At 67.5% G+C, this 25,166-nt stretch carries 24 protein-coding genes and 1 riboswitch; of the genes, 11 read left to right on the top strand and 13 right to left on the bottom strand.

Annotated features, from left to right (window positions below; genetic code table 11):
* The first annotated feature begins 246 nt into the window (after window positions 1–246).
* Window positions 247–1,536 (top strand): adenylosuccinate synthase, encoded by a 1,290-nt coding sequence (locus ACQPW1_RS46650; RefSeq protein WP_433660266.1) that lies wholly within the window; start codon window positions 247–249, stop codon window positions 1,534–1,536.
* A gap of 181 nt (window positions 1,537–1,717) precedes the next feature.
* Window positions 1,718–4,321: a LuxR C-terminal-related transcriptional regulator gene (locus ACQPW1_RS46645; RefSeq protein ID WP_433660264.1), complete on the top strand. Its 2,604-nt coding sequence runs from the start codon at window positions 1,718–1,720 to the stop codon at window positions 4,319–4,321.
* A gap of 26 nt (window positions 4,322–4,347) precedes the next feature.
* Here ACQPW1_RS46645 and ACQPW1_RS46640 read toward each other — a convergent pair whose 3' ends face one another.
* The gene (locus ACQPW1_RS46640; protein WP_433660262.1) at window positions 4,348–5,859 is read right to left on the bottom strand and encodes an ArnT family glycosyltransferase; all 1,512 of its coding nucleotides are present in this window, start codon (window positions 5,857–5,859) and stop codon (window positions 4,348–4,350) included.
* A 509-nt stretch (window positions 5,860–6,368) separates the two neighbouring features.
* Here ACQPW1_RS46640 and ACQPW1_RS46635 point away from each other — a divergent pair.
* Window positions 6,369–7,325, top strand: a complete 957-nt coding sequence (locus ACQPW1_RS46635) for a hypothetical protein (protein WP_433660260.1) — start codon at window positions 6,369–6,371, stop codon at window positions 7,323–7,325.
* A 103-nt stretch (window positions 7,326–7,428) separates the two neighbouring features.
* On the opposite strand, the gene ACQPW1_RS46630 is transcribed toward ACQPW1_RS46635, so the two are convergent.
* From ACQPW1_RS46630 to ACQPW1_RS46620, 3 genes are all read right to left on the bottom strand, one after another.
* Window positions 7,429–8,262, bottom strand: coding sequence for an alpha/beta fold hydrolase (locus tag ACQPW1_RS46630; protein WP_433660258.1), 834 nt, complete (start codon window positions 8,260–8,262; stop codon window positions 7,429–7,431).
* Between the two features lie 252 nt (window positions 8,263–8,514).
* The gene (locus ACQPW1_RS46625; RefSeq protein WP_433660256.1) at window positions 8,515–9,084 is read right to left on the bottom strand and encodes a methylated-DNA--[protein]-cysteine S-methyltransferase; all 570 of its coding nucleotides are present in this window, start codon (window positions 9,082–9,084) and stop codon (window positions 8,515–8,517) included.
* Window positions 9,085–9,139: 55 nt separating this feature from the next.
* Window positions 9,140–9,580 (bottom strand): hypothetical protein, encoded by a 441-nt coding sequence (locus ACQPW1_RS46620; protein WP_433660254.1) that lies wholly within the window; start codon window positions 9,578–9,580, stop codon window positions 9,140–9,142.
* Between the two features lie 62 nt (window positions 9,581–9,642).
* Between ACQPW1_RS46620 and ACQPW1_RS46615 the strand changes: the two genes are divergently transcribed.
* A complete protein-coding gene (locus ACQPW1_RS46615) occupies window positions 9,643–11,145 on the top strand; it encodes a PLP-dependent aminotransferase family protein (RefSeq protein WP_433660253.1) in 1,503 nt (500 codons plus the stop codon).
* Between the two features lie 29 nt (window positions 11,146–11,174).
* Here the strand turns inward: ACQPW1_RS46615 and ACQPW1_RS46610 are convergent, their stop codons facing one another.
* Window positions 11,175–11,765 (bottom strand): TetR/AcrR family transcriptional regulator, encoded by a 591-nt coding sequence (locus tag ACQPW1_RS46610; RefSeq protein WP_433660251.1) that lies wholly within the window; start codon window positions 11,763–11,765, stop codon window positions 11,175–11,177.
* A 132-nt stretch (window positions 11,766–11,897) separates the two neighbouring features.
* On the opposite strand from ACQPW1_RS46610, the gene ACQPW1_RS46605 reads away from it, so the two are divergent.
* Window positions 11,898–12,725: an SDR family NAD(P)-dependent oxidoreductase gene (locus ACQPW1_RS46605; RefSeq protein ID WP_433660249.1), complete on the top strand. Its 828-nt coding sequence runs from the start codon at window positions 11,898–11,900 to the stop codon at window positions 12,723–12,725.
* A gap of 63 nt (window positions 12,726–12,788) precedes the next feature.
* Here ACQPW1_RS46605 and ACQPW1_RS46600 read toward each other — a convergent pair whose 3' ends face one another.
* Window positions 12,789–13,886 (bottom strand): CaiB/BaiF CoA transferase family protein, encoded by a 1,098-nt coding sequence (locus ACQPW1_RS46600; RefSeq protein ID WP_433660247.1) that lies wholly within the window; start codon window positions 13,884–13,886, stop codon window positions 12,789–12,791.
* Between the two features lie 260 nt (window positions 13,887–14,146).
* Here ACQPW1_RS46600 and ACQPW1_RS46595 point away from each other — a divergent pair, with 260 nt between their 5' ends.
* Window positions 14,147–14,629, top strand: a complete 483-nt coding sequence (locus ACQPW1_RS46595; protein WP_433660245.1) for a DUF456 domain-containing protein — start codon at window positions 14,147–14,149, stop codon at window positions 14,627–14,629.
* A 23-nt stretch (window positions 14,630–14,652) separates the two neighbouring features.
* Here ACQPW1_RS46595 and ACQPW1_RS46590 read toward each other — a convergent pair whose 3' ends face one another.
* Window positions 14,653–15,525 (bottom strand): amidohydrolase family protein, encoded by an 873-nt coding sequence (locus tag ACQPW1_RS46590; RefSeq protein ID WP_433660244.1) that lies wholly within the window; start codon window positions 15,523–15,525, stop codon window positions 14,653–14,655.
* Between the two features lie 60 nt (window positions 15,526–15,585).
* Window positions 15,586–16,974: an FAD-dependent oxidoreductase gene (locus ACQPW1_RS46585; protein WP_433660242.1), complete on the bottom strand. Its 1,389-nt coding sequence runs from the start codon at window positions 16,972–16,974 to the stop codon at window positions 15,586–15,588.
* Window positions 16,975–17,323: 349 nt separating this feature from the next.
* On the opposite strand from ACQPW1_RS46585, the gene ACQPW1_RS46580 reads away from it, so the two are divergent.
* From ACQPW1_RS46580 to ACQPW1_RS46570, 3 genes are all read left to right on the top strand, one after another.
* Entirely contained in the window at window positions 17,324–17,770 is a 447-nt protein-coding gene (locus ACQPW1_RS46580; RefSeq protein ID WP_433660240.1) for an Rv0361 family membrane protein, read from the top strand.
* 63 nt (window positions 17,771–17,833) lie between these two features.
* Window positions 17,834–17,950, top strand: a riboswitch (SAM riboswitch).
* A 14-nt stretch (window positions 17,951–17,964) separates the two neighbouring features.
* Window positions 17,965–18,381, top strand: coding sequence for a rhodanese-like domain-containing protein (locus ACQPW1_RS46575; RefSeq protein ID WP_379284228.1), 417 nt, complete (start codon window positions 17,965–17,967; stop codon window positions 18,379–18,381).
* A gap of 85 nt (window positions 18,382–18,466) precedes the next feature.
* Window positions 18,467–19,681: an O-succinylhomoserine sulfhydrylase gene (locus ACQPW1_RS46570; RefSeq protein WP_433660238.1), complete on the top strand. Its 1,215-nt coding sequence runs from the start codon at window positions 18,467–18,469 to the stop codon at window positions 19,679–19,681.
* Between the two features lie 35 nt (window positions 19,682–19,716).
* On the opposite strand, the gene ACQPW1_RS46565 is transcribed toward ACQPW1_RS46570, so the two are convergent.
* Together ACQPW1_RS46565 and fgd are read right to left on the bottom strand one after the other, a co-directional pair.
* A complete protein-coding gene (locus tag ACQPW1_RS46565) occupies window positions 19,717–20,685 on the bottom strand; it encodes a hypothetical protein (RefSeq protein WP_433660236.1) in 969 nt (322 codons plus the stop codon).
* 157 nt (window positions 20,686–20,842) lie between these two features.
* Window positions 20,843–21,853, bottom strand: coding sequence for a glucose-6-phosphate dehydrogenase (coenzyme-F420) (gene fgd, locus ACQPW1_RS46560; protein ID WP_433660234.1), 1,011 nt, complete (start codon window positions 21,851–21,853; stop codon window positions 20,843–20,845).
* Between the two features lie 311 nt (window positions 21,854–22,164).
* Here fgd and ACQPW1_RS46555 point away from each other — a divergent pair, with 311 nt between their 5' ends.
* Window positions 22,165–22,923 (top strand): HAD-IIA family hydrolase, encoded by a 759-nt coding sequence (locus ACQPW1_RS46555; protein ID WP_433665542.1) that lies wholly within the window; start codon window positions 22,165–22,167, stop codon window positions 22,921–22,923.
* 5 nt (window positions 22,924–22,928) lie between these two features.
* On the opposite strand, the gene ACQPW1_RS46550 is transcribed toward ACQPW1_RS46555, so the two are convergent.
* Both ACQPW1_RS46550 and ACQPW1_RS46545 read right to left on the bottom strand, forming a co-directional pair.
* Window positions 22,929–23,381, bottom strand: a complete 453-nt coding sequence (locus ACQPW1_RS46550) for a MarR family winged helix-turn-helix transcriptional regulator (protein ID WP_433660232.1) — start codon at window positions 23,379–23,381, stop codon at window positions 22,929–22,931.
* Window positions 23,382–23,436: 55 nt separating this feature from the next.
* Window positions 23,437–24,078, bottom strand: coding sequence for a type 1 glutamine amidotransferase family protein (locus tag ACQPW1_RS46545; RefSeq protein ID WP_433660231.1), 642 nt, complete (start codon window positions 24,076–24,078; stop codon window positions 23,437–23,439).
* Between the two features lie 67 nt (window positions 24,079–24,145).
* Here ACQPW1_RS46545 and ACQPW1_RS46540 point away from each other — a divergent pair, with 67 nt between their 5' ends.
* Complete coding sequence (locus ACQPW1_RS46540) at window positions 24,146–24,586, top strand: RpiB/LacA/LacB family sugar-phosphate isomerase (RefSeq protein WP_433660229.1); 441 nt, start codon at window positions 24,146–24,148, stop codon at window positions 24,584–24,586.
* Between the two features lies 1 nt (window position 24,587).
* Here ACQPW1_RS46540 and ACQPW1_RS46535 read toward each other — a convergent pair whose 3' ends face one another.
* On the bottom strand, window positions 24,588–25,094 hold the full coding sequence (locus ACQPW1_RS46535) for a nitroreductase family deazaflavin-dependent oxidoreductase (protein ID WP_433660227.1): 507 nt from the start codon (window positions 25,092–25,094) through the stop codon (window positions 24,588–24,590).
* Between the last annotated feature and the right edge of the window lie 72 nt (window positions 25,095–25,166).

Here is a 25,166-nt window from a genome sequence, read left to right as displayed (position 1 = left end):
TCTGTTCCGCCGAACCCAGCCCGGTCCCGACGGCTGCAACCATAGCCCTGCCCGGCTCCGGCCACAGGTTGTCGAGCCTACGCAGAGATGCGGTCCGACGCCGCCGATGACGCGTCGACTAGACTGTGCTCCCGGCCACCGCCTCGACACGGCAGTAGCTGCAACACGGGCGTTTACCCGCCCCCGCCGGTTCCACCGGCTGCCATCGCTCAGGGTGTTGCACGTCGAACCGTAGGAGAAACAACCATGCCGGCAATCGTCCTGATCGGCGCCCAGTGGGGCGACGAGGGTAAGGGCAAAGCGACCGATCTACTCGGTGGCCGGGTGCAATGGGTGGTCCGATACCAGGGTGGCAACAACGCGGGCCACACCGTGGTGCTGCCCAACGGCGACAACTTCGCGCTGCACCTCATCCCCTCCGGCATCCTCACCCCCGGCGTGACGAACGTCATCGGCAACGGCGTCGTGATCGATCCCGGCGTGCTGCTCGACGAGCTGGCCGGATTGGAGGAGCGCGGTGTCGACACGTCGGGCCTGCTGCTCTCCGCGGACGCGCACCTGATCATGCCGTACCACGTGGCCATCGATAAGGTCACCGAACGCTTCCTCGGCAACAACAAGATCGGCACCACCGGTCGCGGCATCGGCCCCTGCTACCAGGACAAGGTCGCCCGCGTCGGCGTGCGCGTCGCCGACGTGCTGGACGAGAAGATCCTCACCCAGAAGGTCGAAGCCGCGCTGGAGTTCAAGAACCAGGTGCTGGTGAAGATCTACAACCGCCGCGCGCTCGACCCGCAGCAGGTGGTCGACGAGGTGCTGGCGCAGGCGGAGGGCTTCAAGCACCGCATCGCCGACACTCGCCTCAAGCTGAACGTGGCGCTGGAAAACGGTGAGACGGTGCTGCTCGAGGGTTCGCAGGGCACCTTGCTCGATGTGGATCACGGCACCTACCCGTACGTGACGTCGTCCAACCCGACCTCGGGTGGCGCGGCGGTCGGCGCGGGCGTCGGGCCGAACAAGATCAACACGGTGCTCGGCATTCTCAAGTGCTACACCACCCGCGTCGGCTCCGGTCCGTTCCCGACCGAGCTGTTCGACGAATTCGGCACCTACCTGGCCAAGACCGGCGGCGAGGTGGGCGTCACCACCGGCCGCGCCCGGCGCTGCGGCTGGTTCGACGCGGTCATCGCCCGCTACGCGACCCGCGTCAACGGCATCACCGACTACTTCCTCACCAAGCTGGACGTGCTGTCCAGCCTGGAGACGGTGCCGATCTGCGTTGCCTACGACGTAGACGGCGAGCGGGTCGAGCAGATGCCGACCACGCAGACCGGGTTCCATCACGCCAAGCCGATCTACGAGGAGATGCCGGGTTGGTGGGAGGACATCTCCGGGGCCCGCACCTTCGAGGAGTTGCCCGCCAACGCGCAGGCCTACGTGTTGCGGCTGGAGGAGCTGTCCGGCGCCCGCATCTCCTGCATCGGCGTCGGACCGGGTCGTGATCAGACCATCGTCAGGCACGACGTCCTCGGCTAGCTCCAGAGTTCCGCCCAACGTCATGTGCAGCATGTAGACAACTGGCCTCGCCTGCCGTATTGGCTTGGCAGCCTAAGCAAATCCGCAGACATCGGCCCATTAGGAGGGCCGTTGACGCATACATCGCAAGGTATGCGCGGATGTCTGGGTTACATGATCGGTTACAACTACAGTAAGAGTTATGGCTCGGAACTGGCCGATGGTCGAGCGCGTAACCGAGTTCGAAGCGATTCGCGCGGCCCTCACCGGCACAGAACACGTCGGCGCGGTCCTCACCGGCGATGCCGGTGTCGGCAAGACGACGCTGGCCAGGCAGGCGACGGCCGCGGTAGGCGGCAACATTCGCTGGGTGGCGGGTACCGAATCGGCGCGCAGCATCCCGCTCGGGGTGTTCGCGCACATGGTCGGCGTCTATACGGCGCACGATCCGGTGACGTTCATGTCCGCGGCGCGCGAAGCGCTGCTCGCGGACGGGCACACCATCATCGGTGTCGACGACGCGCATCTGCTCGACCAGTTGTCCGCGACGCTGCTCTTGCAGCTGGCCATCGACAAGGCCGCGCACATCGTGGCCACCGTGCGCAGCGGCGTACAGGTGCCCGACGCGGTGACCTCGCTGTGGAAAGACGGCCACCTGCTGCGCATCGACCTGAATCCGTTCAGTCAGCGGCAGAGCGTCGACCTGGTGGAGTCGATGCTCGGCGGGCAGCTCGAGGGGTTCACCGCCAACCTGATGTGGGAGTCGTCCGGCGGAAACGCCTTGTTCCTAAGACATTTGGTCGAGGGTGCGCTGGAGGCGGGCTCGCTGCGCCAGGTGAACGGCGTGTGGCAGCTGCGCGGGCGCGCGGCGGTCACCTCGGAACTGGCTGCGCTGCTGGAGGATCGGGTCGAGCAGCTGCCCGACGAGGTGCTGCACGTGCTGGAGCTGCTCACCTTCTGTGAGCCGATCGACCTCGACGTGCTGTCCGAACTGGCGGGCGAAGAGGCGGTCGAGTCCGCCGAAACCCGTGGCGTCATCCGGGTTGTCGAGAATTCGCACCAGCTGATCGTGCGCTACAACCATCCGCTGTTCGGCGAGGTGATCCGGCGCAGGCTCGGCATCGCCTCGGCCCGTCGGTTGCGTGGTCGGCTGTACTCCTCGCTCAAGGAACGCCCGATCAACTCCGCCGCCGACCGGATCCGGCTGGCCGAATTGGCTTTGGACAGTGACAAATCCGCTGATTTGGAGTTGTTCGAGGCGGCGGCCGAGGATGCCATCGGGCTGGCGAATCTGCCGCTGGGCGAACGCTTCGCGAGGGCGGCGGTGGAACGCCGCGGTGGGGTGGAATCCGCCGATTTGCTGGCCCGCGCGCTGCTGTGGCAGGGCCATCGGATCGAGGCCGAACGCATGCTGGCCAGCTTCGACCCCGACCAGCTCACTGAGGTGCAGTTGGCCCGGTGGGGCGGTACCCGAGTGGCGAATCTGTTGTGGGCCATGGGAGATGCCGATCAGGCCGACGAGGTGCTCAACCTGGTCCGCAGCAAGGTCAAGCATCCGAGGATCGTGGCCACCATGGACGGGCTCGCCTCCGCGTGCGCGGTCAACGAGAACCGACTTGATATCGCGATCACCGAGGCGGAGAAGGCGATGGCGGTGAAAGGCGCACCACCGTGGGCGATCTGGTGGGCCTCGTTCGGCGGTGGGCTGGCGTTGACCCTGATGGGCAGGGGTGAGGCCGCCCTGCAGTACGCGGCACGTGGGCGCGAGGTGGAGAGCGAAATCGACGGGCTCAACCGTTTCATGTCGACGCACGCCGAGGTGCTCGCGCTGATTTTGACCGGTGATTTGGAAGCCGCCAGGCGTTGTGCCGCATCCTATTTCGGCTATTCGGCGCCCGGCCAGTTTCTGGCGTGGGGCATGTCGAAGATTCTGCAAGGCACCGTCGACGTGGCCCAGGGGCATTTCCTCGACGGCATCGAGAATCTGGAGCAGGCGCTGGCGGCACTCGCCGCCGAGGGTGCCGCCGCCTGGATGTTCCCCGCGAGAATCCGGCTGGCCGAGGCGTATTCGGCGCTCGGCCGGTTCACCGAGGCGGCCGAGGCCATCGGGGAGGCGACCGCGCGCGGCGGCAGGCACAGCGCGGTCTACGAACCGCAGCTCGAAATCGCGCGTGCCTGGCAGGCCGCCGCCGAGGGCACGGTTACCCCGGCCATCCGGCTCGCGATGAGCGCGGCCGACGCGGCCGCCCGCTCGAACCAGCACGCGATCGAGGCGATGGCGCTGCACGCCGCCGCCCGCTTCGGCGACCAGTCCGCGGCGGGCAGGCTCGCCGACCTCGCGGCGAAGGTGGACGGCAAGCTGGTGCAGGCCCAGGCCAAGCACGCGGTCGCGCTCGCCGCTCACGATGGACCCGGACTCGATGCCGCCGCAGTCGAATTCGAGCGGATCGGCGCCCTGCTCTCCGCGGCGGACGCGGCTGCTCAGGCGGCGTCGGCGCACGAGCGCGCGGGTGATCGTCGCCGCCTGCTGGAATCCGCCGCCTCGGCCAACCGGCTGGCCGCGGCCTGCGGTGGGGCGAGCACGCCCGCACTGCGCCAGGCCGCGCAGCCGCTGCCGCTGACCGGTCGGGAACGGGAGATCGCCAATCTTGTTGCGGCGGGGCTGACCAACCGGCAGATCGCCGACCGCCTCACCGTGTCGGTGCGCACCGTGGAGGGGCATCTCTACCGGGCCTGCATCAAGATGGACGTCACCGATCGCGAGTCGCTCGGCGCGCTGATGCGGGGCGAATCAACTACCGACTGAACAGGTCTCGCCGATTTCCGCAAGCCCTACTGGGCTCGTAGTTGTGGCCACAGGACGTCCCACGGGACGGTCCGGTCGACCAAAAGGGTTGCCAAGTCGGGGATTACGGGCTGTGAGCTGGTGAAGGCGGCAGTGAGGGTCGGCGTGGGGGTGCCGAGATACAGCACTGTGGTGGCGGATTCGGGTGGGGCGCCGAAGTAGTAGTAGGCGCGGTGCGCGCTGTGGGCGCGGGGCAGGCCGGTCGAAGCGTGGTGCAGGTCGACGGCGGCCGCGAACGGATAGCTTTCGGCTACGATCGCCGTCCGGGAGCGCATTTCGTCGGGGAGCCCCTGGTAGGCCGCGGTGACGGCGTCCGAGAGGTCGCCGATCATGGTGTCGGACTGGGCGAAAGCCTTCGCGGTCAGCATCAGGGTGGTGTCGGGGATGCGCTCGGCCCAGGAGCGCGGATACACCGGGACGGCCGCCGCACCCATCGCGATGCCGATCGCCAGCGCGACCGCGATCAGCACGCGGAGGGCGGCGTGCTTGGCCAGCGACGCCACGACCACCGCGCCTGCGGCGATCGGCAGCGCGTACAAGCCACACGCGTAGTAGGAGCGACCCGAACTCGCCAGGTAGGCAAGGAAAACCAGGACCAGCGCGGCACCGGCGAACCGGTATGTCCGAAACCGCGTGCTGATCAACAGCGCGGGCACACCGATCAGCAACAGCGGCAACCCGACTGCCAGTCCCGCTCCGGCGGCGCTGTCCCACAGGAATCGTCCCACTCCGGGAAACTCCGCGGCCACCACCTCGGACATGTGCGTGTACGGCCACTGATTCTGTTGCTGCCAAACCAGATTCGGGACCGTCGCCAGTGCGGCAATGGCACCGCCCACCCACAACGCGGGGCGTCCGGCCAATCGCCGTGGCCCGAACACCAACGCGCACAGCACGAGTGCCACCCACAGCGCGGGCACCAGAAACTTCGTCTGCAACGAAAACACCGTCACCAGACCCGCGTACAGCAGCAGTCGATCATCGGGTCGTCCCGCCGCGTTCAATCGGGCCCACCGGACGACCAGCCAGACGATCGCTGTCCAGAACACCGGATCCAGCGAATACGTTGCCAGCCAATGGCACAGGATCACCGCCGAGGACAGCGCGTACCCGATCGAGGCCAGCACCTGTGCACCACGACCGCCGCCCAGCTCCCGCGCGATCAGCGCGGTGAGGATCGTCCCGGCGGCCGCCGCCAGCGTGACGGGCAGCCGCAGCATGATCAGCGAGTCCGGCGCGAGGTGACTCATCGCCGCGGCCAGCGCGGGCACCAGTGCGGGCTGGTCGAAGTACCCCCACGCCAGGTGATCTCGGCCGGCCACCACGAAATAGGCCTCGTCGAAGAAGTATCCGTAGTTCCGGCTGGCGATCAGCAAGGCCAGGCCGACCACACCCGCGACCGCGAGCACCGGCCCCCAGGCCATCCGGGGTGGCGACGACTCGGGTTCGGTGGTCACCCGATCCGCGAAGTCCGACGAACGAGCCGCTGCTGTGGCCATGTCCACCCTCCGTCATAGCTTGCCGATGTCGACCGCGAGTGCGTGCGGATCGATTCTGCAACCGGCCCCCACCTCGCCGAATCCGCCGCAGGTAGCGCCCGACCTCCGGCCAAAGGACTACGTCCGACCGTCCGCAGGGACCACATCCCTGCGTGTCGCGCCGCGAGTGGCACACCATGGTGGGCTCTTCTCGCTTTGCCGCCGCCATGTGCCACCCGGCGACGTGGATTGGCTGAATCTGGTTCTGGCCGAGGTAGTTAGGGCTGATGGTTGAGCGTGAAGCGATGCTGAATCAAGGATTCGGTCATCTTTCAGCTAATAGCGCTCCAACTGACATCGAATGAAAGTACTTGCTGTAATTCGGACATTTCGCAGACGTCGAATGGCGTGGTCAGCGGGTGTGAAGTCGGTTTCTCGACTTGACAGCATCCGATCAGCTACGGATAGGGTGCGAGCGCGCAGTACGCGGGGACGTGCTGGCTGACCCAACCTGATGGTGGTGCTTCGACGTGGCTCGTCGGTATCGAGAACTGAACAATCCGACGACCCGGCGCGGCATGCGCCCGATCGTCGGCGCCCTCCCGCTGGCCATCGCGGTCGCCTGCGCGGGCGTGGCCGTCGCCGATCCCGGCACCCCGACGCAGCCCGGCGTGACCACCCCGAGCAGCCCGGCCGCGCCGAGCCAGCCCGGCGTGACCAGCCCGAGCCAGCCCGGTGTCACCACGCCGAACCAGCAGGGCGTCATCGGCCCGAAGCCCGCCCCGGCCGACCCCGCCGACTCGCAGAGCCTCAACTACGCCCGCCCGGTCCCCACGCCGGAACCGGCCCCGCCGATCCAGCCCCAGCAGCTGCACGCGCCGCAGCCGGTCGAACCCGTCGCACCGATCGCCCCGCCTCCGCGCACCCTCCGCATCGGTGACTTCACCGCGCCCGCCCCGGACGAGGTCCCCAACGAGCTGCTCGACGGCGTCAACAACACCGCCGCCGACGTCGAGTCCGCCATCGCGACCGGCGGCCGCTCCATCGGCATCAACCCGACCCGCTCCGACAAGATCGCCGCCGCCACCGCGGCAGGCGCGGTCGGCGGCGCACTGGCCGGTGCCGCCATCGCGGGCATCCCGGCCGCCGTGGTCGGCGGCGCCGGTGGCGCGGCCATCGGCGCGGGCGTAGGAGCAGGCATCGGCTTCGCGGTAGGCGTCGCGGGAACAGCCGCCGGTGGCGCGATCGCAGCCGCCGCCGCAGGCATCCCCACCGCAGGCGCAGGTGCCCTGCCCGCAGTAGGCGCGGCCTTCGTCGCGGCCTGGCCGATCGCTGCGGCAACCACTGGTGCCGGTGCGGCTATCGGCGCGGGAGTGGGCGCCGCAGCGGGTGCCGCGATCCTCGGCATCCCCGCCGCAGTGATCGGCGGCGTTGCCGGTGGCGTCCTCGGCGGCAGCGCGGGCGCAGGTTTCGGCGCCACGGCCTAAGGGGCCTGTTTCCACACCTGCTTCGCCTTGCGCATATCGCTTGGCGGGTTGGTCGGTGTGCGGAGACGCGAGGCGCTGTGCGAAGAGTTGGCTGTGCTGCCTGCTAGTTGGGGTTTTCCGATGTGCCGGTGAGGAATTCGCCAGCGGCGGGGGCGAGCAGGCTGACGTTGGGGTTGTGGCTGAGCTTGGCGATTTCCTGGAGTTCGGCGTCGGGGAGGACGGCGGCTATTGCCTTTGCGCCCTTGCGGAGCAGGGTGTCGCTCTTGGCGCCCGCGATGACCAGGGTTTGTGCTTTGACGGTGGTCCAGTCTTCGGTGCGTAGTGGTTCGCCGCGCATGAAGTCGCGCATGATGGCCCAGTCGTGCGGGGTCGAGTTGGCGGTGGCGAGCAGGTTCTTCCAGAACGGGGTGAAGCGCATGACGGAGACGAACGTGCGCGGGATGCCCATCGCCTTGGTCATGTAGAAGCGAACGGTTTCGGCGCGGTGGTCGGCGGCGACCAGTTCGTGCAGCGTCGTTTCCAGGTCGGCGGCGGGGACGAAGCCTTCGTGGTCGACCACGAACGGCGGCTCGAAGGCAACCACCTTGGTGATCCCGAGGATGCGCCCGGATCCGGCCGCGCGCAGCGCGAGGGCCGCGCCGGAGGACCAGCCGAACAGCATCGCCGAGCCGCCCGCCGCCTGTACCAGGGCGGCAATGTCGTCGATCTCGCGCTCGACGTCGTAGCCGCCCGAGGCGTTGGTGCTGTCGCCGCGCCCGCGCCGGTCGTAGTTGAGGACGGTGAGACCGTAATGCTCGTTGAGTGTCGCGGCCAGCTCGACCATCTTGGGGAACTTTCGGTAGCCGAACGCGCCGCCGAGCAGGATCACGGTTCCGGCGTGGCCCTCGTGGCGGTCGTACGCGATCACGGTTCCGTCGGCGGAGGTCACGGTCTCCACAACAGTCTCACTTTCGAAGAGGGCGTCGGCCAACGGTGCGTTGGTGCCTGTACCTGTTCAGACGGTGCCGGGCCGGTGGATTCATCGACGGCACTGGCGATCGACCGGAACCGGCGAAGTCTGTGATGCTGCTCACTATGCCGGTCCTGTGCCTGGTAAGCCCGTGAACGTTATTTACGGAAAACCGTCCAGGAGCAGCGGGGCGGCGTAGGGATCGCGCACCGCGTGGGTGTCGGCGCGAGAACCGCTCACTCAGAACAGGGTTGGTTCGCCGAATCCTGGTGTGCGTTCGATTTCCAGCAGCTGCTGCTTGGTGGTGACGCCGCCGGGCGCGGAGAAACCGGTCAGCGCGTTGTCCGCGGCGAGCACCCGGTGGCACGGGATGATCAGGGGAATCGGGTTGCGGCCCAAGGCTTGTCCGACGGCTTGGGCGGCGCCGGGCGCGCCGATGCGATCGGCCACCTGGCCGTAGGTGAGGGTGTGTCCGGGATCGATGGCGCGGGTCACCTCGAGTACCGCGCGGTTGAATTCCGGAATTCCGCTGATGTCCAAGGGGATCCAGCGCAGGTCGTCGAGTTCGCCGGCCAGGTGGGCGCGGATGCCGGTGATGGCCTCGGCGATCGCGCCCGTGGGGGACTCTTCGCGGACCTCGTCGTCCGGCAGGCCGGTGCGGCGGCGCGTGATGCGCGCGCGGGTCGCGGCCGGGTTTGCCTCGGGGAGCTGGAACCGGATCACGGTCGCACCGCTCCACGCGATCGCGCAGAGGCCGATCGCGGTGTCGAAGAGTGTTGCCTCGGCGGACAGGCAACGGGGGGCGCTCATGCTTTCAGTGTGCACGGCGGGACCGACAAGTTTCGAAGTATCAGTCCAGTTTTCTTCAACTGGCCTTGCTGTCGAGTGTGCTCGTGTCGGTCACCAGCCGCCGCACCCCTTTCGCGGGCCGCCGCGTCTCACCGGCGGAGTGCGCAACGGTTCGCCGCGACCGCCACGCGTACTCGGTGAGCTGCGTTTCGCCTGTTTGTCGGGTCGATTCAGCGGCGGCCGGTTTCGGCGTCGCAGCCGGAACCGCCTGCGGCGCAGCGCTGGTCGATGCCTGGACACCGGTCGGCTCCACGTCGGGCAGATCGCGGCGCCCGTAGATCGCGGCCAGATCCGAATAACGCCGCTGGTCGTCGTAATACGAGGAGGTCCAGTCGGACATCGGGGTGCTTGGGTGGAATCGTTCCAGCCGGAATGCCCGCTCGGCGCCCCTCGGCATGTACCGATAGATCGGGTAGCCGAAGACGGCGACGGCGATCAGAGTGGCAAATGTGGTCATGCTGCAAGCCTGCGCCCAGACTGGCCTTGCTTTAAATATCCACTCCCTCGATACTGGACCTTATGGCGACGAGAGTTATCGGAGCGGGCACCTTGGCTCGCGACCTGGGCCGGTGGCGGAATCTGGACGAGGACGGCGAGATCGAGTCGACTCGGCGGTCCGCGCGCCCGGCGTATCTCGCACTCGCCGAAGGCATTCGGCTGCTGATCCACGACGGGCGGGCCCCGCTCGGTGTCGCGTTGCCCAGCGAACGTGACCTCGCCGGCACCCTCGGCGTCAGTCGCACGACGATCACCTCCACCTACTCCCTGCTGCGCGAGAACGGCTACCTGATCAGCCGCCAGGGCTCGCGCAGCACCGTCGCCCTGCCGCGGGACGTGCAGCACGACGGCAGCAAACCGGCCAGGAGCATCCTGGCCATGATGGCGGCGTCCGAGCTGCCGACCATCGACATGACCTATGCCGCGATGGCCGCGCCGCTGGAAATGCAGGAGGCGTATTCGGTTGCCCTGGAAGGTCTTCCGACCTACCTGGGCACGCACGGCATGGATCCGGTCGGCGTGCTCACGCTGCGCGAGGCGATCGCCCGCCGCTTCACCGAGCGCGGCCTGCCCACCGAACCGGACCAGATCCTGGTCACCCTCGGCGCCCAGCATGGCCTGCGCCTGCTGCTGAACGTGCTCACCGCACCCGCGGCCCGGGTGCTCATCGACCACCCGACCTATCCGAACGCCATCGAGGCGATCCGCGACGTCGGCGCCAGGCCGGTGCCGGTGCCGCTGCGCCCCGAGGATCCGGACAAGGGCTGGGATCTCGACGGAATCCGCAGTGCCGCAAGGCAAACCGCGGCGACGCTGGCCTATCTGGTGCCCGATTTCAACAACCCGACCGGCCTGCTGCTCGACGCGGAGGGCCGCGCGGAACTGGCCGCCATCGCCAGGGAAACCCGGATGACCGTGGTGGTCGACGAGTCGATGGGCGATCTGCACCTCTCCGGCGAGCAGCAGCCGCCGGTCGCCGCCTTCGCCAAGGGCAACGAGATCGTCACCATCGGCTCGGCCTCGAAGTCGTTCTGGGGCGGCCTGCGGGTCGGCTGGATCCGCACCAATCAGCCGCTGATCACGAAGCTGCTCGGCATCCGCTCCACGGTCGACCTCGGCACCCCGGTGATGGATCAGCTGGCCACCGTCCACCTGCTGGCCAACGCGGGCACGATCCTCGACCGCCGCCGCGACCAGCTGCGTGCGCAGCGTGCCGCGTTGGTCGAGGCCGTCGCCGAAGAGCTGCCGGATTGGCGTCTCAGCTATGGCGCGGGCGGCATGTCCGTGTGGGCGCAGCTACCCGCCCCCGTTTCCACGGCGTTGGCGGCCACCGCGCCCAACCATGGCGTATTGCTCGCTGCCGGACCGAGATTCGGTGTCCAAGGCGCGTTCGAGCGGTTCATCCGGTTGCCGTTCACCCATCAGGAACCCGAGCTCCGTTTGGCGGTCAAGGCAATCGCCGCCGCCCACGACGCGTTGACGCCCCGTGCCGCAGACGCGCTGCAACCGCTCACTTGCTACTGATGTCGTTGCGCCCCAAGGGGCGTCGACGATTACTGGCGTCTGCCGGTACCCACGCCGCCGAGCAACGTGTCGATGACGCGGCCCGCGAGGGTATCCGGGTCGGCGGTGCCGTCCAGTTCGGTATTGCCGTGCACCGTCTCGTTGGTCAGTGCGAGGTAAACCCGTCGCACCCAGGTCAGGTCGGTGTCGGCCGCGATGAACCCGTCCGCGCGCGCCCTGGCAAGCACCGCATCGCATTTCGCGAAGACGTCCGCCTGTAGCGCGGCCACCTCGGGGTCGGTGCTGTCCACGCGATCGAGCGCGTACGAGGCCCCGTACTTGATCTCGATGACATTCGCGGTGGCCTGATGCAGCGCGACCAGCGGCGGCGCCGTGCGCGGCCGCGCGGCGTCGACCGCGGTCGCGATGCGCCGCCAGGCGGCCACCGCCATGGTGCGCACCAGATCTTCGCGATTGGCGAAGCGCCGATGCACGGTCGTACGGGCCACCCCGGCGGCCTCGGCGATCTGCTCGAGTGTCGCGTTGGGGTTCTCGCTCAGCACCCGTTCCGCCGCGTCCAGGATGGCGCGGACGGTGCGCTCGGCATCGGCGCGGAGCGGGCGCGCGGACGTGGACGACATGGGACTCCGTTCGATGGGATCTCCTCGAGATATTACACATGAGCTGCGACTGTTCAGATAACTGCGACATTGGAGTTGCAGTTACTGAGAATAAGGCTACTCTGATGTTGCATCACATCGAAGGAGTCTGAAATGAACAGCACTGGCAAAACCGCCCTCATCACCGGCGCCTCGTCCGGCATCGGCGCCGAGTTCGCCGCCGCCCTGGCGGCCCGCGGCGACGACCTCGTCCTGCTCGCTCGGTCGCTACCACGTCTGGAATCCCTTGCCACACAACTGCGTCAGCGGCACGGTGTCCGCGTCGAGGTCATCGGCCAGGACCTCACCATGCCCGACGCCGCCGCGCTGGTGGTGGATGAGCTTGCCGCACGCGGGCTTTCGGTCGATGTCCTGGTGAACAACGCTGGATTCGGCAGCGCGGGCCGCTTCGAAGACCTCGGCGTCGATCGCGAACAGGATCAGCTGATGGTCAATGTCGTTGCGCTGGCCGGGCTTACCCGTCGGCTGATCCCGGGCATGCTCGAGCGCGGCAGCGGCGAGATCGTCAATGTCGCCTCCATCGCGGCCTTCCAGCCGTCGCCGTACTTCGCGACGTACTCCTCCGGCAAGGCGTTCGTGCTGAACTTCAGCCTGTCGCTGTGGAGCGAATACCGTGGTCGCGGCATCAAGGTCCTGGCCGTCTGCCCCGGCCCGACCGAGACGGCATTCTTCGACGCGGTCGGCACCCGCGATGCCGCCCTCGGCCGAATGGGCAGCGCCGCACAGGTTGTGCAGTCCGCGCTACGCGCGCTGGAACGCAACAAGGGCTACGTCGTACCCGGCGCGCAGAACTTCGCTGCCGCGCACCTGATGCCTCGCCGCCCGCGCACCCTGGTGGCCCGGATCGCCAAGCTCGTCACCCGCGGAGTGGCCGACGGCGGTCGTCCGATCAACGCGGAGCCTGCCGTGATCACGGCCTGACCATGCCCGAACGTGCGAAAAGGCCCCGGGCGCACGCCAAGGGCCTTCGGTCGCGACGAGAAGTCAGTTCGCCCAGACGGATTCGATCGGCGTCGCCTCGTTCGGCGGTGGGGTGGGAATGCCGTTCGGGGTGCGTGAGAAGCGCGGGGCCGGGGCGTGCTGGGTGATGTTGTCGATGTCGATCAACGAGCCGCGCGCAGCGATGTGTTCGTTCTTCGTGGCTTCCTCGAAGGTGAGCACGGGGGAGACGCAGGCGTCGGTGCCGACGAAGATCTCCGCCCACTCGTCCCGGGTCTTGGCCCGGAAGCGTTCCGTGAACAGCTTTTTCAGCGTTTCCTGACCGGCCGGATCGAGCTGGAAGGGCAGGCCCTCCGGATCGATCTCGAGGCCAGCGAGCAGCTGCGCGTAGAACTGCGGCTCGATCGAGCCGACCGCCATGTACTTGCCGTCGGCTGTTTCGTAGGTGTCGTAGAACGACATTCCGGTGTCGAGCAGGTTCACGCCGCGCTCGTCGGACCACGCGCCGTACCCGCGCATCCCCCAGATCATGTGCGAAAGGGCAAGTGCGCCATCGACCATCGCGGCATCGACGACCTGTCCCTTGCCGGAGGCCTGCCGCTCGACCAGCGCGGCGAGCAGGCCGAACACCAGGAACATCGAGCCGCCGCCGAAGTCGCCGACCATGTTCAACGGTGGCACCGGGCGCTCACCCTTGCGGCCGATGGCGTGCAGCACGCCGGTGATGGAGATGTAGTTGATGTCGTGCCCGGCGCGATCGGCGAGCGGGCCCTCTTGGCCCCAACCGGTCATCCGCCCGTAGACCAGCCGCGGGTTGCGGGCGAGCGCGTCGTCCGGGCCGAGCCCCATCCGTTCGGTCACGCCCGGCCGGAAGCCCTCGATCAGCACGTCCGCCTTCTCGACCAGCCCGAGCACCTTCTCGATATCGGCCGGGTCCTTGAGGTTGGCCTCGACGATCGTCCGCCCGCGCTGCTGCGGCCGGTCGAACCCGCCGGGGATCTGCCCCGCGCGCTGGATCCGCACCACGTCGGCGCCCAGATCGGCCAGCAGCAGCGCGGCGTGCGGCCCAGGGCCGATACCGGCCAGCTCGATGACCTTGATGCCCGCGAGCGGGCCCTTGACGGCGGTGGATGGAGTGCTCACGCCCTACCTCGGTTCGTCGTTGATCCAGCGCACCGGCGCCCCGGCGCTCCCCCGGAAGCGGCCCGGGGAGTGTATTGACAGTATGACAATAACTTCGACCCGTTCTCTCGCACCCTTCGCGGTGCACTGGCCGATCGAGTAGGTGACAATCCCTGCAGCGCGACAATCGCGGGAGCGTCCGGTGAGCCAGCGCGGTGAGGTGGAGTCATGAGAGAGCGCGTCCCGCGCATGATGGAGCCGAGCGCTGGCGAGGTGTGGTCATGAGCGCTGCGGGCGAAGTCGTTGTCGGGCTGGTCATTCTGGTCGGCCTGCTCGGCATCATCATTCCGATCCTGCCCGGCGTGATTCTGATCTTCGGCGCGATCGCGGTGTGGGCCTTCATGACCGGCGGCGCGACCGCCTGGACCGTCTTTGCCATCAGCACCGCGCTACTGGTGCTTTCTGGCGTCATCAAATACACCTGGCCCGGCCGGAAGATGAAGGACGCGGGCGTCGCCAACCGATCTCTCATCCTCGGTGCGGTCCTCGGCATCGTCGGTTTCTTCGTTGTCCCCGTGGTCGGCCTGTTTGTAGGCTTCGTCCTCGGTGTCTATCTCTCCGAACTGCAACGCCTCCGCATCGGCCAACAAGCCTGGCAGTCAACAGTTCACGCCCTCAAAGGCGTCGGCCTGTCGATGCTCATCGAACTACTCGGCGCGTTACTCGCCACCGGAGTCTGGGTAATCGGCGCGATCGTCGCCTAGCCCAAGTCCGTTGGCTACCAGCGCTACTCGATGATCGGCAGCGGAATGGTTTCTGCCGCTTCGAGTTTGGGGAGGGTGTCGCGGCGGATGGGGATGGTCGGCTGCTCGGTGGTGTAGATGGGGAGTGTGGGGGTCGGGTCGTCCGGGAGGGGACGGACCCGGGCGGGGAGGCGGTAGAACGCGCGGGCGTTGTCTTCCAGGACGGCGAACATGTCGGTGCCGACTACGTCGCAGATGAGGTCGACATCGGAGTCCTGGAACGGGCGGCCCGCGCGGGTACCGGGGAGGTCGGTGCCGAACATCAGGGCTTCCGGGTTGACCGCGTGGATGCGGCGCAGCGTATCCGGCACGCTCATCGCGACCCGGCCGAAGCCCGTCGCCTTGACCTTGGCACCGCGATCGACCAGATCGAGCAGGTAGGGCAGGCCCTCGTCGGACATGCCGAGGTGGTCGATGGCGAAGACGGGAAGCTTCGAGATGACCGGTTGCAGCGAGGCGAGCATCTGACCGTCGATGTACACCTCGACGTGCCAGCCGACCAGCTCGTGGGCGCGCAGGGCCTGCAGCGTCATGCCGGTGATGTCGGCGGCCGCGCGCTTGAGATTGAACCGCAGCCCGCGCACGCCGATGCGGTCCAGTTCGATGATCTCGTCGTCGGTGGCGTCCAGGTCGAGCCGGGTGACGCCGACCCAGCCCTCGCCCAATTCGGCGAGGGCGGCCTTCAGATACGTCTGGTCGGTGCTCTGGAAGGACCCGCTGACCACGGCTCCGCCGCCGACATCGAAGCGCGACATGCGCTTTCGATAGTCGGCGATGGTGAAGGAGCCGGGCAGGTAGCCCTCGTTCTCGAACCGCGGGAACCGCGGATCGAAGATGTGGAGATGGGCATCGAACACCTGTACAGAATGCCTCAGTACGAGTTTTTCTGCTGTCGCGGAGCTAACAAGCGCGTCGGGTCAGACCTTGTGCGGCTCGCTGGCCCGCAGCATGTCTTCCCGCTCGACCACCTTGACGCGCTCGCGGCCCTCGGGCTCGCCGAGCGAGCGCTCGTGCGCGTCCAGCCGGTACCAGCCCTGCCAGGTGGTGAACGGGATGCCCTTGCCCTCCAGGAACTCGGTGACCGCGTCCAGCTCCGGCTGTGCGGCCGGGGTGAAGTTCGCGCTGTCGTCGAGCAGGCAGGCCACCGTCTCGTTGGCGTCGCCCTTGGTGTGGCCGATGAGGCCGACCGGGCCGCGCTTGATCCAGCCGGTGACGTAGGTGGCCGGGACGTAGCGGTCGGCGCCGTCGGCGTTCTCGTCGCCGATCACGCGGCCCGCCTCGTTGGGCACGGTGCCGGCCTGATCGTCGAACGGCAGGTTGGTCAGGTTCTGCGAGAGGTAGCCGACGGCGCGGTAGACCGCCTGCACGTCCCATTCCTTGAAGGTGCCGGTGCCCTTGACGTTGCCGGTGCCGTCGAGCTGGGTGCGCTCGGTGCGCAGGCCGACGACCTTGCCGTCGTCGCCGAGGATCTCCGAGGGCGACTCGAAGAAGTGCAGGAACAGCTTGTGCGGGCGGTTGCCGACGTCGCGAATGGCCCACTGCTCGAGCGTGTTCGCGATCATGTCGACCTGCTTGGAGTGCCTGCGCGCGGCCTCGGAGCCCTCGTCGTAGTCGATGTCCTCGGGATCGACGATGACCTCGATGGTCGGCGAATGATCCAGCTCGCGCAGTTCCAGCGGGGTGAACTTGGCCTGTGCCGGGCCGCGGCGGCCGAACACGTGCACCTCGAGCGCCTTGTTGGCCTTGAGGCCCGCGTAGACGTTCGGCGGGATCTCGGTCGGCAGCAGCTCGTCGCCGGTCTTGGCGAGCACGCGGGCCACGTCGAGCGCGACATTGCCGACGCCGAGCACGGCGACCTTCTCCGCGTCCAGCGGCCAGGTGCGCGGCACGTCCGGGTGACCGTCGTACCAGGACACGAAGTCGGCCGCGCCGTAGGAGCCGTCCAGGCCGATGCCCGGGATGCCGAGCGCGCGGTCGGCGTTGGCGCCGGTGGAGAAGATGACCGCGTCGTAGAACGTGCGCAGGTCGTCGAGGGTGATGTCGGTGCCGTAGTCGATGTTGCCGAGCAGGCGCACCTGCGGCTTGTCGAGCACCTTGTGCAGGGCGGTGATGATGCCCTTGATGCGCGGGTGGTCCGGCGCGACGCCGTAGCGGATCAGCCCGAACGGCGCGGGCATGCGCTCGAACAGGTCGATGCTCACCTCGGCATCCGACTTCATCAGGGCGTCGGCGGCGTAGATCCCCGCGGGTCCGGCGCCAACGATGGCGATGCGGAGCGGGCGGTTAGCTGCACTCTGTTCGGTCATCTTTTACGCGCACCCTTATGGTCGAGAACAAATTAACGGCGTCTTCCTTAGCCTAGGCTAAGTTACGCGCTGGCTGGTTGCACCTGACGGCGCGGACACTGGAGTTCGTCGGCTCGTGGCCACTCCAGCCGCGGCTATGACAGCAGGCCGCAGTCTCGCGATTCTATCGGTGGTGGGTAGGGCGGCCCTAGGCGGTGCGTGAACTGAATGGATGCCGCCGACGCGTTCTGTCCGGGTTACCCGATCTCGCACCGTTGATACCCGCGTGGCGCAACGACCTTCGCCGCTCGCGCCCATCCGCGTCGGGGTCGAGCGTCGTATATCCCCGTCGACCAGGGATCATCGTCATATGAGCGATCAGCAGTCACCTGCGGAGGACGAAGTCATCGAGGTCGACCAGACCGACAAGCGTTCCGTGGCACCGTTCGTCGCCGCAGCCGTCATCGCGGTCGTCGTGCTCGGCGCGATCATCATCGGCGGCGCCATGTCGCCCGCTGAGAAAAATGTCACAGAATCGGACAAGATCGCCGCCGCGGTGCGCAACTTCGTAGAGGGCTCCAACACCACCGACTTGGTGCCCCCACCAGGCACGGGCTGCCAGAACTTCGACCCGAAACGCTCCCCACTCGCCGGGCGTTCGGGCGGCGGAAAGACCGTGGAAATCACGAAACTCGTCGATCCGGCGGTCGATGGCGACCGGGCGAAGGCCACGGTAACCACCAAAGTCGACGGCGATGAGGCGACATCGACCTGGAATCTGACTCGATCCGGTGGCAAATGGTTGGTCTGTAATTGAGCATTCTCATACCGTGAGCAGCCATTTGACAGGGCGACCCTAGTCCAGGCAATCTCAGCAGAAGGTCATGAGAACCAGTGTCAAGCCCCGGCAATACTGGTCGGCAACCCTCCTCCGCGGTGGGGTGCTCCGGGTGACGACCTGGCCGCGCGTCAAACCCGAGCGCGGCAAGTGCGGATTCTAGGAGGGTCCAGATGAGTTATGCCGGTGACATCACCCCGCAGCAGGCTTGGGATCTGTTGCGGGACAACCCCGAAGCCGTCTTGGTCGATGTGCGCACCGAGGCCGAGTGGAAGTTCGTCGGTGTGCCCGACACCAGTTCGATCGAGCGCCCGACGGTGCTGATCGAGTGGGTCGATTCGACCGGCACGCGCAACGGCGAGTTCACCGAGCAGCTGGTCACGGCGCTCGACGGGCACAACCCGGAAGCCCCGGTGATCTTCCTCTGTCGCTCGGGCCAGCGCTCCATCGGCGCGGCGATCGCCTCGACCCAGGCCGGGTTCGGCACCTCGTACAACGTGCTCGAGGGTTTCGAAGGCCCGGTCGGCGCGGACGGACATCGCGGCGGCACCGGCTGGCGTGCCCTCGGGTTGCCTTGGCGGCAGTCATGAGTACGTGCTGCACGTGCTGTAGGTCAGCATTTGGAGGGCCGGAGTTTGCGCGCCCAGGGGTGTGGTCGCGCAGCGGGAGGCAGTCGTGATTACCGGTGGTGCGTTCGACAAGCCGCTGCCCGAGGGTGTCGGTCCCGCGACACTCGGTGTGCGAGGGGGGTTGCGGCGCTCCGGTTTCGAGGAAACGTCCGAGGCGCTGTACCTGACCTCGGGCTTCGTCTACGAGAGCGCGGAGGCCGCGGAGGCCGCGTTCACCGGCGACGTGGAGCATTTCGTCTACTCCCGTTACGGCAACCCGACAGTCGCCATGTTCGAGGAGCGGATGCGGCTGCTCGACGGCGCCGAGGCGTGCTTCGCCACCGCGAGCGGAATGTCCGCGGTATTCACCGCTTTGGGCGCGCTGCTCGCCGCCGGTGATCGACTTGTGGCCGCGCGCAGCCTGTTCGGGTCCTGCTTCGTGGTGTGCAACGAGATCCTGCCGCGCTGGGGCATCGAGACCGTCTTCGTCGACGGCGAGGATCTGGACCAGTGGGAGCAGGCACTGTCCGTGCCCACCCAGGCGGTGTTCTTCGAGACACCGGCCAATCCGATGCAGACCCTCGTCGACGTGCGCCGGGTCACCGAGCTCGCACACGCCGCGGGCGCGAAGGTGGTGCTGGACAACGTCTTTGCCACCCCGCTGCTGCAACGCGGTTTCGAACTCGGTGCCGACGTGGTCGTCTACTCGGGCACCAAGCACATCGACGGCCAGGGCCGGGTACTCGGTGGCGCCATCCTCGGTGCGAAGGATTACATCGAGGGTCCGGTGAAAACCCTGATGCGCCATACCGGTCCGGCGCTGAGCCCGTTCAACGCGTGGACGCTGCTCAAGGGTTTGGAGACAATGCCGCTGCGCGTGCGTCATTCGACCGAATCCGCACTGCGCATCGCCCGATTCCTGGAGACGAACAAAGCCGTCAGCTGGGTGAGATACCCCTTCCTGGAATCACATCCGCAGCACGACCTGGCCACCAGCCAGATGAGTGCGGGCGGCACCGTGGTCACCTTCGAGCTGAACGCCCCCGCCCACGAGGCGAAGAAGCGAGCCTTCGAAGTCCTCAACCGCCTCCGCATCGTCGACATCTCCAACAACCTCGGCGACGCCAAATCCCTGATCACCCACCCCGCCACCACAACCCACCGCGCGATGGGCCCCGAAGGCCGAGCCACCATCGGCCTCTCCGACGGCGTAGTCCGCATCTCCGTCGGCCTCGAGGACGTCGAAGACCTCCTCGCCGACCTCGCTCACGCCCTGAGCTAGGGAGTCGCACAGACCCTCCGTACCCCGCACAGCAGTTAGAGCTGCTGTGCGGGGTACGGAGGGTCTGTGCGCACATGCCAGCCGCCGCTTCGGTCGGTTCTGCGGCCGATTTCGGCGGCGCGGGTTAAGCGGGCGAGCCAATTGTGGGGGGAGTTCAGGTCGCGCCAGGTCCAGCGGACGACGAGCCAGCCCAGGGCACGGAGCGCGTCCTCGCGGGCTTTCTCGGCGATCACCACGTCCTCGGGTGGTCGATCGCCGACAAGGGCACCGCGGTATTTCACCAGGCCATCGAATTCGCCGATGACACCGAACTCCGGGAACAGGAAGTCGACTCGCGCGACGATCTTGCCTGTCGCGGTGGTGATCCGAGCTTGCAAGGTGGGGTCAGGGAAATGCGCGGCGCGCAACGCTACTCGGCTGCGCGATTCGCCGACGCTCTCGGACCTGCCGTCGAGGAAGGCCACCACCCGCCGCGCCGCTGGATTACCCGGCCGCCCCGCGGCACGTGCGAGCTCGGCGAGCAGCTCGTCGCGGGTTGTTTTGCCGGAGTGCAACGCGTGATCACCGACGACGACGGCTTGCTCGAACGGAACGGACCTGGCGAGGTCGATGACGGTTCGCGCCACACTGGTGACGCGGAGCGGCCCGACCTGCACGATCTCATCGGGATCAATCCGCATCGAGTGCAACGCCACCTGCCGAGTCACCCTGCCACCGCTGCGGCGAGCACGTATGAGATGAACGCGCGCCAACGAGAGTGCCCAGCAAGATAATTCGTGCACGATCGCCGCCGAGACATGACTGACCACCGCCTCGGCACTAGATGCCTCGGCCACCGCATGCACCAACATCAGATGCTGACGTTCAGCAGACATGGCCTGCCCCGAAGCGGCGGTGACATAAGAGCCGCGCCGAACCCGCTGCCACGCAATCCCGTGCAACTCTCGATCAGTGAAACCGCCCGCGAGCGCGTCCCGCCGCGCAATGGGAACAGGAACATCCATGCCAACCATCCTCGGCACTGAGCCCTCCCACCAGCACCGCCAATCCCCTAATTGTGGACAAGTCCCACCTGTGGAGAGGTTCGTTGGGGATGTCACAGAGAATCGACACCCCTCACAGCAGCTCTAACTGCTGTGAGGGGTGTGCAGGGTCTGTGAGTCAGCCCAGAGCGCGCAGGCGGGGGGCGAGGTCGCGCTGGAAGAGGTCGAGGAAGCGGCGCTGGTCGTGGCCGGGGGCGTGGAAGACCAGGTGGTTGAGGCCGGCGTCGAGGTAGGGCTTGATGAGGTCGACGGTCTCGTCGGGGTCGCTGGCGACGATCCAGCGCTTGGCGATCTGCTCGATCGGCAAAGCGTCGGCGGCGGCTTCCATTTCGATCGGGTCGGTGATGCTGTGCTTCTGTTCGGGGGTCAGCGAGAGCGGGGCCCAGAAGCGGGTGTTCTCCAGTGCCAGTTCGGGATCGGTGTCGTAGGAGATCTTGATCTCGATCATCCGGTCGATGTCGTCGACGGTGCGGCCCGCCTTTGCGGCACCCTCGGCGACGGCGGGCATCAGCTTCTCGGTGTAGAGGTCCATGCCCTTGCCGGAGGTGCAGATGAAGCCGTCACCAGCGCGGCCCGCATAGCGCGCGACCAGCGGTCCGCCTGCGGCGACGTAAACAGGGATGCCGCCCTTGGGCACGTCGTAGATGGACGCGCCGACGGTGTTGTAGTACTCGCCCTGGAAATCGACCCGGTCGCCGGTCCACAGCGCGCGCATCAGCTCGACCGACTCACGCAGCCGCGCGAAACGCTCCTTGAATTCCGGCCATTCACCCTTGTATCCGGTGGCGATCTCGTTCAGCGCCTCGCCGGATCCGACACCCAGCATGATCCGGTCGGGGTACAGACAACCCATGGTGGCGAAGGCCTGTGCGATCACCGCCGGGTTGTACCGGAAGGTGGGGGTGAGCACCGAGGTGCCGAGCTGGATCCGCTTGGTGCGCTCGCCGACCGCGGCCATCCAGGCCAGCGAGAACGGCGCGTGCCCGCCCTTGTGCCGCCACGGCTGGAAGTGGTCGCTCACCGTGGCGCTGTCGAGGCCGTGTTCCTCGGCGAGCACCGCGATCTCCACCAGTTCGCGCGGCCCGAACTGCTCCGCCGACGCCTTGTATCCGAGCTTGAGCTCACCCATGTGCGCCACTCCTGTCGCTTCGCTGCACACCTGTGCGGGCATTCCCGCACACCGTTTGTCGGCCGCAGACGCGCTGCGGTCATGCTTGGCTTCAACCGGCGCGGGCTCGCGAACGTTCCCGCCCCTCGGTGATCATTTGAGCACTGTCCGGCGCTTTCCGCACATACGCCATACGGCCGTCTTCGACCATAGTCAGCGGTCGGCGCAGGTGTGCGAAGGGTCGCACCGAGGCGGACTTACCCCCGGAACCGTGTCTGATAGCGGACAATTGTCTGGTGACTGATGAACCGATCCTGTCCTATCTGACCGACATGGACGGTGTGCTGGTGCACGAGGACCAACTGGTGCCCGGCGCCGATGAGTTCCTCGCCGAGCTGCGCGCCAGCGAGACCCCGTTCCTGGTGCTGACCAACAACTCGATCCGCACGCCGCGCGACCTGCAGGCCAGGCTGCGCCACACCGGACTCGATATCCCCGAGGAGGCGATCTGGACCTCCGCGCTGGCCACCGCCACCTTCCTGGACGAGCAGCGACCCAACGGAACCGCCTATGTGGTCGGCGAATCCGGCCTCACCACGGCATTGCACGAGATCGGCTACGTGCTCACCGACAGCAACCCCGACTACGTGGTGCTCGGCGAGACCCGTAACTACTCCTTCGAGGCGATCACCACCGCGATCCGCCTGATCGAGCGGGGCGCGAGCTTCATCGCGACCAACCCCGACCCGACCGGCCCGTCCCGCGACGGCTCGCTGCCCGCGACCGGCTCGGTCGCCGCGCTGATCACCCGCGCCACCGGCCGCGACCCGTACTACATCGGCAAGCCCAACCCGCTGATGATGCGTTCGGCGCTGCGCCGGATCGGCGCGCACTCGCAGTCCACCGTGATGATCGGCGACCGGATGGATACCGATGTCATCTCCGGACTGGAGGCGGGCATGCGCACCATCCTGGTCACCACGGGTATCTCCACCCGCGCATCCGTCGAGGCGTATCCGTACCGGCCGACCCTGGTGCTCGACTCCGTCGCCGATCTGGTCGGGCGCACCAAGGAGCCGTTCGCGGGCTGATCGCGTCAGGCCTGCGGGTCGGTGATGGCGTCGAGTGCGGTGGACAGTTCGGTCAACGCGTCGACGGTCGCCGCGAGCTGCTCGTAGCCGAGTTCGTCGACGAGGCGCTTGGCGATGACCGCGTGCTGCGGATTGATCCGGCGCACCGCTTCGCGCCCCGCGTCGGTGCCCGCGACGAGCTTCGCGCGGCGGTGCGCGGGGTTCGGGCGGTACTCGGCAAGTCCCTTGTCCACCAACAGATCCGCGATGCGCTGCACGCTTTGCCTGGTGATACCCATTTCCCTGGCGATGCCCGCAACCGGCAATGGTTTGGACAGCACCGCGCCGAGCACCTGCCACCAGGCCGCGGTGAGCCCGGCCGGGCGCGCCAGTTCCTCGGCGATCGCGAGGAACTGGCCGTTCAAACGGAATGACGTGATGGCGGCCGTCGAGAACAGCTCCTGTTCGTTCCCGGTCACTTCCACCTCCTGGCGATCCGGCCATTCGACCGGATCGCCGTGCGATTCTGCCGCATCAGACGTGCGCGCCCGACCGCTGCTCCTCGTACTCGGCGAGCACCGCCCAACCCGCCGGATCGGAGTGCCCATACAGCCGGTACCACCCGTCGAGCACGTGCGGCTCGTACACGCCGAGCCGTCCGAGTGCTTCGCGGGCGAATTCGAATGGTGATGTGCCGCCCGCCGTGATCAGATCACCGTCGGTCACCGCGTCCTGCTCGACGTAGTTCTCGGCACCCGCATATCCGCTGTACAGCAAGAACTCTCGGACATTGCTGGTGTGCTTGCGTGTGTCGAGCAGACCCTCCTTGGCCAGCCCGAGCGTCGCGCCGCAGATCGCCGCGACCGGAACGCCCGCGTCGAGGAACTCGCGCGCCTTCGCCGCGAACGGCATCAGCTCGTCGCCTTCCCACGTATCGGCACCCGCCAGGATCAGCATCGAGCTGTCTTCCGGCGTGAGATCGGCCAGCGCCATGTCCGGCACGATGCGCATCCCGCCGAGCGTGGTGATCGGATCTGTGGTCAGCCCAACCGTTTTCGTCTGCCACGTGCCCGGCTCCCGCTGCCAGGTCGTCCGGTTGATGTGCGCCGTGGTGGCGCCGATCTCCCAGTCGGCGAAGGTGTCGTAGACGGCAACGTGAACTGTTTTCTTGGTCATGACAGCATACTGTCATGTTTGACAGTATGCTGTCAATAGTTCGGAGATGCGGCATTAAGCTGGGGGTATGCGGATCTCAGTTGCTGCGGACGAGCGCGTCGGAGTGGCGCAGGAACTGATCGAGGAGCTGGCCCGGCGCGGGCACGAGACGGTGCTGCACGGCGCGTTGGCAGCGGCCGAACGAGACGACTGGGCCTGGGCGAGCGAGGCGGCGGCCCGCGATGTCGCGCAGGGCCGCGCCGACCAGGGCATCGTCTGCTGCTGGACCGGAACCGGCGCCTCGATCGCCGCGAACAAGGTCGCAGGTATCCGCGCGGCACTCTGCGCCGATGCCGCGACGGCCGCAGGCGCGCGTCAGTGGAACGACGCGAATGTGCTTGCGCTCAGCCTACGTTCGACTTCCAGCGCGGAACTCCAGGAAATCCTGGACGCCTGGTTCGCCGGCCAGCCGAGCGCCGAACCCGACGATCAGGCGAACGTCGCGCACCTGTCGGAGATCGAGCGCTGAGTTACGTCCGGCGCAGCGCGAAGATGCGCAGGTCGCGGGAGGTGCGGTCCTTATAGGCGGCGTAGGCGCCGGTGATCTCGACGAACCGGGCGAAGATCGCGTCCTTGGCGTCGGCCTCGACCAGGGTCCCCTGGACCGGGAGGCGGTGGCCCGCGATGGCAACGGTCGCGGCGGGGGTGGCGAGCAGGTTGGCGGTCCAGGCGGGGTGGCGTTCCTGGCCGAAGTTGCTGCCGATCACGTAAAGCACGTCGCCGTCGTGCACGTAGAGCAGCGGCTGGGTGCGCGGCTGGCCGGACTTGCGGCCGATGGTGGTCAGCAGGATCACCGGGGCGCCGATCGGGCCGAGCACGGTGTACTTCGCGTCGGTGCGCTCGAGCAGCGCGCGGTCCAGCGGGGTGATCTTGCGGATGAGCCAGGAGCCGGGCTTGGTCGCCGCGAACTTGTTTGCTAGTCGGGAGATCACATTGGTGCGCGAACCCCACTGCCGGTTCGGAAACTGCTCAGCCATGCCCGGACTATATCGGCCGATCCGGGTCGACGGGGACCGGAGCGACGGCCGTCAGCAGGTCGCGGACCCGTC

This window comes from Nocardia sp. CA-128927, assembly GCF_050955855.1.
Classification (GTDB): domain Bacteria; phylum Actinomycetota; class Actinomycetes; order Mycobacteriales; family Mycobacteriaceae; genus Nocardia.
The sequence above is the reverse complement of the archived record's forward strand: the minus strand, read 5'-3'. Positions and strand labels throughout refer to the sequence as shown.

Excerpts from the sequence above, each read along its gene's own strand:
- ACQPW1_RS46645 (WP_433660264.1), top strand. The coding sequence starts at position 1,718 with ATGGCTCGGAACTGGCCGATGGTCGAGCGCGTAACCGAGTTCGAAGCG.
- ACQPW1_RS46555 (WP_433665542.1), top strand. The coding sequence starts at position 22,165 with ATGGACGGTGTGCTGGTGCACGAGGACCAACTGGTGCCCGGCGCCGAT.
- ACQPW1_RS46565 (WP_433660236.1), bottom strand. The coding sequence starts at position 20,685 with ATGGATGTTCCTGTTCCCATTGCGCGGCGGGACGCGCTCGCGGGCGGT.
- ACQPW1_RS46605 (WP_433660249.1), top strand. The coding sequence starts at position 11,898 with ATGAACAGCACTGGCAAAACCGCCCTCATCACCGGCGCCTCGTCCGGC.
- ACQPW1_RS46610 (WP_433660251.1), bottom strand. The coding sequence starts at position 11,765 with ATGTCGTCCACGTCCGCGCGCCCGCTCCGCGCCGATGCCGAGCGCACC.
- ACQPW1_RS46535 (WP_433660227.1), bottom strand. The coding sequence starts at position 25,094 with ATGGCTGAGCAGTTTCCGAACCGGCAGTGGGGTTCGCGCACCAATGTG.
- ACQPW1_RS46575 (WP_379284228.1), top strand. The coding sequence starts at position 17,965 with ATGAGTTATGCCGGTGACATCACCCCGCAGCAGGCTTGGGATCTGTTG.
- fgd (WP_433660234.1), bottom strand. The coding sequence starts at position 21,853 with ATGGGTGAGCTCAAGCTCGGATACAAGGCGTCGGCGGAGCAGTTCGGG.
- ACQPW1_RS46640 (WP_433660262.1), bottom strand. The coding sequence starts at position 5,859 with ATGGCCACAGCAGCGGCTCGTTCGTCGGACTTCGCGGATCGGGTGACC.
- ACQPW1_RS46595 (WP_433660245.1), top strand. The coding sequence starts at position 14,147 with ATGAGCGCTGCGGGCGAAGTCGTTGTCGGGCTGGTCATTCTGGTCGGC.
- ACQPW1_RS46545 (WP_433660231.1), bottom strand. The coding sequence starts at position 24,078 with ATGACCAAGAAAACAGTTCACGTTGCCGTCTACGACACCTTCGCCGAC.
- ACQPW1_RS46585 (WP_433660242.1), bottom strand. The coding sequence starts at position 16,974 with ATGACCGAACAGAGTGCAGCTAACCGCCCGCTCCGCATCGCCATCGTT.
- ACQPW1_RS46540 (WP_433660229.1), top strand. The coding sequence starts at position 24,146 with ATGCGGATCTCAGTTGCTGCGGACGAGCGCGTCGGAGTGGCGCAGGAA.
- ACQPW1_RS46615 (WP_433660253.1), top strand. The coding sequence starts at position 9,643 with ATGGCGACGAGAGTTATCGGAGCGGGCACCTTGGCTCGCGACCTGGGC.
- ACQPW1_RS46580 (WP_433660240.1), top strand. The coding sequence starts at position 17,324 with ATGAGCGATCAGCAGTCACCTGCGGAGGACGAAGTCATCGAGGTCGAC.
- ACQPW1_RS46625 (WP_433660256.1), bottom strand. The coding sequence starts at position 9,084 with ATGAGCGCCCCCCGTTGCCTGTCCGCCGAGGCAACACTCTTCGACACC.
- ACQPW1_RS46650 (WP_433660266.1), top strand. The coding sequence starts at position 247 with ATGCCGGCAATCGTCCTGATCGGCGCCCAGTGGGGCGACGAGGGTAAG.
- ACQPW1_RS46620 (WP_433660254.1), bottom strand. The coding sequence starts at position 9,580 with ATGACCACATTTGCCACTCTGATCGCCGTCGCCGTCTTCGGCTACCCG.